The sequence below is a fragment of the Wolbachia endosymbiont of Drosophila barbarae genome (assembly GCF_044752445.1).
Classification (GTDB): Bacteria; Pseudomonadota; Alphaproteobacteria; order Rickettsiales; family Anaplasmataceae; genus Wolbachia; species Wolbachia pipientis.
Genome location: NZ_JBIXJM010000252.1, coordinates 4,550 through 13,750 on the forward strand (window position 1 = coordinate 4,550; position 9,201 = coordinate 13,750).

Annotated in this window: 7 protein-coding genes; 4 read left to right on the plus strand and 3 right to left on the minus strand. The window is 35.8% G+C overall.

Features of this window, described 5'->3' with window-relative positions; genetic code table 11:
• Positions 1-182: 182 nt before the first annotated feature.
• The 3 genes from putA to secB all read right to left on the minus strand — a co-directional run bounded on the left by putA (position 183) and on the right by secB (position 6,570).
• Complete coding sequence (gene putA, locus ACIPNH_RS06625) at positions 183-3,323, minus strand: bifunctional proline dehydrogenase/L-glutamate gamma-semialdehyde dehydrogenase PutA (RefSeq protein ID WP_400772356.1); 3,141 nt, start codon at positions 3,321-3,323, stop codon at positions 183-185.
• A gap of 134 nt (positions 3,324-3,457) precedes the next feature.
• Positions 3,458-6,052 (minus strand): aconitate hydratase AcnA, encoded by a 2,595-nt coding sequence (gene acnA / locus ACIPNH_RS06630; protein WP_264723703.1) that lies wholly within the window; start codon positions 6,050-6,052, stop codon positions 3,458-3,460.
• 14 nt (positions 6,053-6,066) lie between these two features.
• Entirely contained in the window at positions 6,067-6,570 is a 504-nt protein-coding gene (secB, locus tag ACIPNH_RS06635) for a protein-export chaperone SecB (RefSeq protein WP_400772359.1), read from the minus strand.
• A gap of 164 nt (positions 6,571-6,734) precedes the next feature.
• On the opposite strand from secB, the gene ACIPNH_RS06640 reads away from it, so the two are divergent.
• From ACIPNH_RS06640 to ACIPNH_RS06655, 4 genes are read left to right on the plus strand one after another with little or no spacing between them, the layout of a single operon-like run.
• Positions 6,735-7,385: a Tim44/TimA family putative adaptor protein gene (locus ACIPNH_RS06640; protein ID WP_155968284.1), complete on the plus strand. Its 651-nt coding sequence runs from the start codon at positions 6,735-6,737 to the stop codon at positions 7,383-7,385.
• Between the two features lie 17 nt (positions 7,386-7,402).
• Complete coding sequence (gene dnaQ, locus ACIPNH_RS06645; protein WP_064124802.1) at positions 7,403-8,098, plus strand: DNA polymerase III subunit epsilon; 696 nt, start codon at positions 7,403-7,405, stop codon at positions 8,096-8,098.
• 44 nt (positions 8,099-8,142) lie between these two features.
• A complete protein-coding gene (locus tag ACIPNH_RS06650; RefSeq protein WP_400772362.1) occupies positions 8,143-8,751 on the plus strand; it encodes an SCO family protein in 609 nt (202 codons plus the stop codon).
• Between the two features lie 30 nt (positions 8,752-8,781).
• Positions 8,782-9,042: a hypothetical protein gene (locus ACIPNH_RS06655; RefSeq protein WP_010962369.1), complete on the plus strand. Its 261-nt coding sequence runs from the start codon at positions 8,782-8,784 to the stop codon at positions 9,040-9,042.
• Positions 9,043-9,201 lie beyond the last annotated feature (159 nt).

The window sequence follows — 9,201 nt, forward strand, 5'->3', positions numbered from 1 at the left end:
ATAAGCCTAAACGCCATCATGTCTTTAGGAGAGTTTGCTAATGAAAGTTCTTAAGTTGACGCCATTGGCTGAACGGATACGATTTATTTCAGTGCATGAGCTGGTCCTTTTCGGATTTTAGCGCTGTGTACATAACTGCACGAACGTCTAGTTTAGGGGTAAGAAAAATTAGGGCCCGCAAATTAATCCAAACACATAAGTGTAGTGTTACCACCAAATGCTGTAGTGTTAACACTTACAACTTTTTCTGTAGAAAAACGCTGTAAATAATGAGGACCACCAGCTTTTGGCCCAGTGCCAGATAGTCCTCTACCACCAAATGGTTGTATCCCAACTGCTGCACCTATCTGGTTACGGTTGATGTAGACATTTCCAACTGATATTTTTTTACTTATAGTGTCAATTTGACTTTGTATACGGCTCTGCAAAGAAAACGTAAGCCCATATCCAGTACTATTTATATCACTTATAACTTCATTTAATTGTGACTTGTTAAAACGTATGATATGTAAAATAGGACCAAATACTCCTTGCTTTAATTGCGAAATTTTTTGTATCTCATAAATATATGGAGGAAAGAAATAACCATTATGAGAATTTGCATCCATGGGTACTTTAAATAACAGATTTGAATCTTTATCCTCTGACATTTTTTGCGTATGTTGAGTGAGCATATCGATAGATGCTTTGTCAATTATTGGACCAATATCAGTACTAAGTTGTATTGGGTCACCAATCTTGAGTTCTTGCGCTGCACCGCATATCATTTTTATCTGCTTCTCTGCTATGTCCTCTTGAATAAACAGCACTCTAAGTGCAGAACAGCGTTGACCACTGCTACGAAACGCAGAAAGCAAAACATCCATAGCCACTTGCTCTAAAAGAGCAGAGCTATCAACTATCATAGCATTTAATCCGCCAGTTTCAGCAATAAATGGCACAATAGGACCATCCCTATTTGCAAGCATTCTATTAATTATTTGAGCGGTTTGTGTTGAACCAGTAAAAGCTACACCGGAAATTCTATTGTCTGGAACTAATATTTTGCCTAAATATCCACCATCCCCAGGAATGAGGTGCAACACATTTTTTGATATCCCAGCTTCATGTAGTATCTTAACAGCTTCATAGGCAATAATCGGCGTTTGCTCTGCCGGTTTTGCCAGCACTGCATTACCTGCTGCAAGTGCAGCTGAAACCTGCCCAATGAAGATAGCGAGCGGAAAATTCCACGGTGATATGCATAAGAAAACTCCTCTGCCTTCAAAAAAGATGAAGTTATCTTCACCTGTTGGCCCTGGCAATTTTTTCCAGTCGCTCAGTTCATTTTTTGCTATCATTGCATAATAACGCAGAAAGTCGATTGCCTCTCTTACTTCTGCTATTGCATCGGATAAAATTTTTCCTGCTTCCACAATCAGAATGTAAATTAACTCTTTCATCCTTTCCTCAAGCAAATCTGCAGCTTTTTCAAGGCATTTAGCGCGCTCTTCTGCTGAAACATTCTGCCACTTAGCAAAAGCACTATGTGCTATTTCAAGAGCGTTTAAAGCTTGATCGCTTGTTGCACTTGACACTTCTCCAATTACATTTTCCAAATGTGCAGGATTCACTACTTCGATAAATTCAGCATTATCAAATAGTGCTTTTCCATCAATTATTGGTCCAACTTGCCACTTTTTTTCACTAAAACCCTTTATATCATCTGCAAATTGTGAGACTATCACAGAATCACTAATATCCATCCCCAAGGAATTTTTTCTTTCTGGTCCCAAAATATCTTGTGGTAATGGAATGCCTGGATGAGGTTCATAATTAAAATTTATAGCTTTTTCCAGTGGATCTGAAATTAACTCATCGATTTTAACGTTAGGATCACTTATTTGATTAACAAACGAACTATTAGCTCCATTTTCAAGAAGGCGTCTTATAAGATAAGGCAACAAGTTACTATGTTCCCCAACGGGTGCGTAGACACGACAGCTAACATTTGTTGCAAGCTCTGACATTGCATAATCATATAAGTCTTTTGCCATTCCATGTAAGCGTTGAAATTCAAATCCAGGGTGGTTTTTATCAGCAAGTTCCATGATAGAAGCAAAAGTATAGACGTTATGAGTTCCAAAGCATGGGTAAAAGCTGTTTGGTTTACTCAAAAGTTTCTGTGCGCACACGAGGTAAGATACGTCAGTATAGCTTTTTCTTGTAAATACTGAGTAATCATTTAATCCCAATTCTTGCGTACACTTGATTTCTGAATCCCAATATGCACCTTTTACAAGCCTCACCATAATTTTGTGCTTTGATCGAATAGCAACATCCTCTACAAAGTCAAGAACAGATAAAGCACGTTTCTGATATGCTTGTACAGCCAAGCCGAGCCCTTCCCACTCAGAAAGTGATTCATCAAGCCGTAATTGTTCAAACAAGATTAAGGAAATTTCAAGCCTTTCTGTTTCTTCTGCGTCTATGCATAGTGAAATGTTGTATTTTTTTGCCTCGCGGCAGAGCTCTAAAACCTTAGTGAATATCTCACCAGCAATTCGGCCAAATTGACTAAATTCATAACGTGGGTGTAAAGCAGAAAGTTTGATTGAAATCCCATGGGATTTAAAACAATCATTTATTTCAGTGGATTCACCTATAGCTTTTATTGAGTGCATGTATGAATTAAAATACTCTTCTGCATCCTCAGTTGTGTGAGCAGCTTCGCCAAGCATATCAAAAGAGTATAAAAACTTACTATTGTCATCTAGTTTTGCGTACCTTAAAGCTTCTTCTATGGTTTCTCCAACAACAAAATGATTACCAAGCATAGACATTGCTTGTTTTACTGCTTTGCGAATGATCGGTTCTCCTAAATTCTTAAGTAACTTAGAAATTGCGTAATAGAACTTCGAATCGCCTTCATTATCTCTCAATATACTGCTACCTATCATTAAACTCCACGTGGAAGCATTGACGAACAATGAAGAAGAATATCCTAAATATTTACTCCATTCTTGATTGGCAATTTTATCTTTGATTAGCTCGTCTATTGTATAATCATCTGGTATTCTAAGTAGCGATTCAGCAAGGCACATCAATGCTATTCCTTCATCATTGGAAAGCGAGTATTGCTGCATAAAGGAATCTACAATACTTAATTTATTGTGTTTGATTTTTTCAATAACTTGTTTTGCAATATTATAAATTCTATTTTTTGAATCAGCCGAAAGCTCTGCTTTTTCTACAAGATAACGTATATAACTCTTTTCATCAGTACGATAAAATCCTTGTAAACGTTTTCTGAGTTCATTAGGTTCTTGTATAGAGCTTATCATATATAATTATCTCCAAAAAATACTCCGACACCATATGTATGGTGAAATTATATCATAACTTTGCGCAGAGCAAATTGCTATTTACAAAGGGATCAGGGCTGGCTAAAAGAAGTCCATGCAATAACTTCACTAAATCAAAAAGATTGTGCAAGTATGTAGCTCAACACTCCACCACACATCAAGTATTTAGTCTCAGTTGCGGTTTGTACACAGCATTTGAGTTGAATTGATTGCCTTGAATTATCCTTTCTTTTGATGATACATTCTAGATTTCCACCTGGCACTATTTCACCTTTTATGCTTATTACCTTACTACCATCAAATATCTTTCTGGTTATTCCATTTTGAAATACAAGTGGAAGAACACCCATACCAACTAAGTTGGACCTATGTATACGCTCAAAGCTTTCTGCAATGACAACTTTAACCCCCAACAATAAAGTACCCTTTGCTGCCCAATCCCTACTTGAACCTGTGCCATATTCTTTTCCTGCAACAATGATTAGAGGTACATTATTTTCCTTGTAACGCATTGCTGCATCAAAAATTGACATAATTTCTTGAGAAGGAATATATTTTGTATATCCACCTTCGGTGCTAACCATTTCATTTTTTATTCTAATGTTAGCAAAAGTGCCACGCATCATTACATTGTGATTACCACGGCGAGACCCATATGAATTGAAATCCTGTGGTTCAATTCCAAGCCCTTTTAAATATAGACCGGCAGGACTACTCGAGGCAATATTTCCCGCAGGGGAAATATGATCAGTAGTTATGCTATCGCCAAACATTGCCAATATTTGTGCACCCTTTATATCGATTTTATTATTTTTAGGTGATAAGTTATCAAAATAAGGCGGATTTTGTATGTAAGTGCTGTTTGCATCCCAATTATAGATTTCACTTTTTTCACACTTTATCTTTCGCCAATGTTCATCACCAGAAAAAACATCCTTATACTTTTGTATGAACATCTCACGTGTTACCACACTTTTAACACAATCTTCGATTTCATTGTTTGTTGGCCATATATCTTTGAGATAGACATCATTTCCATTCTTATCTTTGCATATTGAATCTTTTGTCAGATCAATTTGCACAGTACCAGCAAGTGCATATGCAACAACAAGTGGCGGAGATGCCAAGTAATTAGCTTTGACTAACGGATGAATTCTTCCTTCAAAGTTACGATTGCCAGATAAAACTGCAGCAACGGTTAAGTTTTTGTTTTTAATGCCATCTTCTATATCTTTATTAAGTGGACCAGAATTCCCAATGCAAGTTGTGCAACCATATCCAACTAGATTAAAACCCAAAGCATTTAGATCTACCTGCAATCCAGACTTTTCTAAATATTCTGTTACAACTTGTGACCCTGGAGCAAGAGAAGTTTTAACCCAAGGCTTTGATTTTAATCCAAGTTTAATTGCATTACGAGCTACAAGACCTGCAGCAATCATCACACTTGGATTAGAAGTATTAGTGCAGCTTGTTATTGCTGCACTAACTACACTTCCATCTTGGAGTTTATCGCTTTCCTTTGACTCATTAACTAAAAATGATTTAGAAAAAGACTCTGCCACTTGTGAAAGAAAAACCTTATCTTGTGGTCTTTTGGGACCAGCCATTACTGGCTCCACGCTTGATAAATCAAGCTCTAGTGTGTCAAAAAATGCTAACTCGTCACTACTACGCCACAGTCCTTGCTCTTTCGCATAAGCCTCAACTAGCTTAATCAGCTTTTCTGGCCTTCCGGTTAAGCTTAAATAATCTAGCGTTTTTTGATCAATTGGAAAAAATCCACAAGTTGCGCCATACTCCGGGGCCATGTTTGCTATAGTGGCTCTATCTGCCAAAGATAAATAATCTAAACCATCACCATAAAATTCTACAAACTTACCAACAACGCCTTTTGTTCTTAGGATATTGGTAACCGTCAGCACTAAATCGGTCGCAGTTACTCCTTCCGACAATCTGCCAATTAATTTAAATCCAACTACTTCTGGAATCACCATACTAATTGGTTGACCAAGCATCACAGACTCAGCTTCTATGCCTCCAACACCCCAACCAAGAACTGATAATCCGTTAACCATTGTAGTATGGCTGTCAGTACCAACTAAAGTATCAGGATATATGACTCCATCATTATTACACACAACTTGCGCTAAATATTCAAGATTCACTTGGTGGCAAATCCCTGTGCCAGGCGGCACTACTCTAAAATTTGTGAAGGACGATTCTCCCCACTTTAAAAATTGATATCTCTCCAAATTTCTTTTTACTTCTAACTCAACATTCTTACTGAATGCGGAAACACTTCCATAACTATCTACTTGAACAGAATGGTCAATCACAAGATCAACCGGTACAGACGGATTTATATTGCTTGGGTTTCCTCCATTTTTCTTAACATAGTCCCGCATTGAAGCTAGATCAACAACAGCAGGAACCCCTGTAAAATCTTGCATCAACACCCTTGCTGGTTTATAGCTAATTTCGTGATTAGTGTGTTTATTAACGCAGTCTGCTAGTACTCTTATGTCATCTAGCTTTACGTTCACTCCATCTTCATTGCGCAATAAACTTTCAAGCAGAACCTTAAGTGAGCAAGGCAATTTAGTCACATCTATTCCTAAAAATTCACTAGCACTACTTAGGCTAAAATAGTTGTATGACTTCCCGTCAATGTTTAAAGTCGTTTTTGCATTTAAAGAATTGTTCATCCTATCACACTATATTAGTTAAAATTGGAATTACTGCCGTTACTTTTTTGTTGTTGAGCTTGCTGCTCATACATAGTTTCGAAATCTATCGGATCTAGCATCAGTGGGGGAAATCCACCACTACTTGTAACTCTTGCAATTATTTCTCTTGCAAAAGGAAAAAGAAAAGTAGGTCCGCCAATAAACAAAGCTTGTCTTACCTCTTCCTCACTCAACTCTTTTAAATTTTCTATTGAAAAAATGCCACAATATTTCGTCTCACAAATGAAAGCTACACCATCTTTTATGCCTTCATCTTTTACCGTTGCTTTGACTTCTATATGCAAAGTAATTTCATGAAAAGATTTTTCTTCATTCACTTCTTCTTTGTTTTTCGTCCCTTCTAATTTTGCTGAATTGATATTAACCATTACATTAATATCTGGAGCTTTACTAGAAGAAAGGAATGGCGAATTCGGATTCTCAAATGATAGATCTTTAACATATTGACCGTGAATTCTCATTTTTTGTTGTGGCATTTCTTACGTCTCCTTTAATTAAGTTGAGATATTTAATACTTTCTTATATAATATATTCATTTACAAACGAATAGCAAACCTGATTATAAGTTGATATGAAAAACATATTTTCATTAATAATTAATAATGTTCGGATACTTTATATGCCAAGGAGTTGAGTTACTATGATAGAGCTTGTAATATATGCTTTATTAGCGGCGTTCATTTTTTCACGTTTGTATAATTCTTTAGGAAGGTCAGCCAACCTCAACCTAAAAAAGCTAACTAATGTATTGGATGTAAGCCGAAGTAGAGAAGATGTAGTAGAAAACATTGAGGGTTACATTGATAGCAATGATGAAAATTCAATAAAAGTTACTTATAAACAAATATTAAAAAAAAACAAAGATTTTTCTATTTCCCACTTTATAGAAGGTTCAAGCATAGCTTTTGAATTAATAATAAAATGTTTCAATCAAGGAAATTTGTCTCAGTTAAAACCACTTCTCGATAAAGACTTATATGATAATTTTGCAGAGAAGATTAAACATCGTAAAGAGGTGCACGAGTCTATAATTGTTTCTATCGTTTCACAAAAGATTTTAGAAATAAAGCTAGTAAAAAACGCAGTGTTTATTGCAGTATATTTCCTTTCAGAGCAAATTAACTTCGTTAAGAACAATGAAGGAGATACAATATCAGGTAGTACATCCACTATTAATAAAGTTGAGGATGTATGGCAATTCAAAAAAAATGTTAATTCATCAGACCCAAGCTGGTTGCTTGTTTCTATTCACTATAAAAAGACAAGTAACGATAAGACAAATGATAAGTAAGATGAGTTTTATTTGAAATGGAAAGCAAGCTACGCGAAATAGTACTTGACACTGAAACGACAGGTCTTGACACTGAATCTGGTCATCGAATTATTGAAATAGGGTGTGTGGAATTAATTAATCGTATTCCAACAGGTAAAGTATTCCATCGGTACCTTAACCCAGAAAGAGATATACCTTATCACTCGTTTAAGATTCACGGTATTAGTGAAGAATTTTTAGAAGATAAACCATTATTTTCAGATGTTGCACTTGAATTTCTTGACTTTATATCTAATGATATTTTGGTAATTCACAACGCTGAATTCGATGTTAAGTTCCTTAACATGGAGCTAAGCAAGCTGAATGCTGGGTTAATTTCCTCAGATAGAGTGCTAGATACATTACCTCTTGCGAGGAAAAAATTCGCAGGATCACCTGCTTCTTTGAATGCATTATGTAAGCGTTTTGATATATCGCTAGAGAATAGAGAATTGCACGGAGCACTAGTTGATGCTCAATTGCTTGCAAAGGTATATGTTGAACTTACAGGAGGGTTACAAACCTTTCTGTTTGATAATGAATGCAATCAGGACAGTAACTCTACATTCGTTCAGCATAAAGTGCGTAATCTAACTCCCAGAGAACATTCACCAAATAGTGAAGAAATTGATGAACATAAGAAACTGTTAGACAAAATTAACAATACACTTTGGAATAAATATATTGAATAGATCAACCAATAAAGATACAATTTAATTTTACTGAGAGCACCCTAATGGTAAGGTTTATAAGATTGTTATCTAATATGCTAGTAGCATTAGCAGTTGTTTTTTTAGGTTATTGTTATTTCACTAAAAAAGGCATATTTGCCCCAGCAGCGATTCACAACGCAGAAGTTAAGATAGGCGGAGATTTTTCTTTAATTAATCAGGACGGACAGATCTTGCGCAGTAGTGATTTTAAAGATAAATACATGATGATTTTCTTTGGGTTTTCCTCATGCAAAAGAATTTGCCCTATGAACCTTGGAATAATTTCAGAAACACTTGCAAAGTTAGATGAGAAAACTAACAACAAGCTACAAACATTCTTCATCACAGTCGATCCTGAGCGCGATAGCACGGAAAGACTTAAAGAATTTCAGCAGCAATTTGACCACAGAATACAAATGTTAACTGGTGAAAGAGAAAAAATAGACGAAGTAATTGCAAAGTATAAAGTATATGCTAGCAAAGTTGGTGGAGAAGAAGAAATCAACCATTCTTCAATAATGTACCTTATTGGCCCTGGAGGAAAATATGCTACACACTTTGCAGCTGATTTAAATTCAGACGAAAGTCAATCTGATAAGATTTTGGCTGAGATAAGAAAATACGTAAACTGAATTATAGATTTTTCTGTTAATTAGTCGAGCATGCAACTGCATGAGCATTATGATTTGAGAGCAATCTCCATGGGAAGACACACACAACTGTACGAACGTTGTAGTTTGGGAGCAATTCCCACCAGTGGGGTGTCATCCCAGTGCCCAGACACTGGGATCCAGCTTCTATGCAACTTAATTAAAAACGTTTGTTTTAGCGTAAGACAACTACCTTTAGCTCATCAGCTCAGTTATAAGCAAAATTTCTGGATTCCAGTGGGCTTTGTTGCATCGCTACTTATGAAAGGCTAACTATAGTTAGGATTATAAGTAACCTATTCAAAATCTTGTTTTTTTGCAATCAATATGATCAAATTTAAGAATAGTAATTTATTATTTACATTAATAAATTTAATTCTATTGAAAATAGCTAAAGCATTGAAATTCTTGAATTTTAGCCGGATTAGTGAG

Excerpts from the sequence above, each read along its gene's own strand:
- putA (WP_400772356.1), bottom strand. The coding sequence starts at position 3,323 with ATGATAAGCTCTATACAAGAACCTAATGAACTCAGAAAACGTTTACAA.
- acnA (WP_264723703.1), bottom strand. The coding sequence starts at position 6,052 with ATGAACAATTCTTTAAATGCAAAAACGACTTTAAACATTGACGGGAAG.
- secB (WP_400772359.1), bottom strand. The coding sequence starts at position 6,570 with ATGCCACAACAAAAAATGAGAATTCACGGTCAATATGTTAAAGATCTA.
- ACIPNH_RS06640 (WP_155968284.1), top strand. The coding sequence starts at position 6,735 with ATGATAGAGCTTGTAATATATGCTTTATTAGCGGCGTTCATTTTTTCA.
- dnaQ (WP_064124802.1), top strand. The coding sequence starts at position 7,403 with ATGGAAAGCAAGCTACGCGAAATAGTACTTGACACTGAAACGACAGGT.
- ACIPNH_RS06650 (WP_400772362.1), top strand. The coding sequence starts at position 8,143 with ATGGTAAGGTTTATAAGATTGTTATCTAATATGCTAGTAGCATTAGCA.
- ACIPNH_RS06655 (WP_010962369.1), top strand. The coding sequence starts at position 8,782 with ATGCAACTGCATGAGCATTATGATTTGAGAGCAATCTCCATGGGAAGA.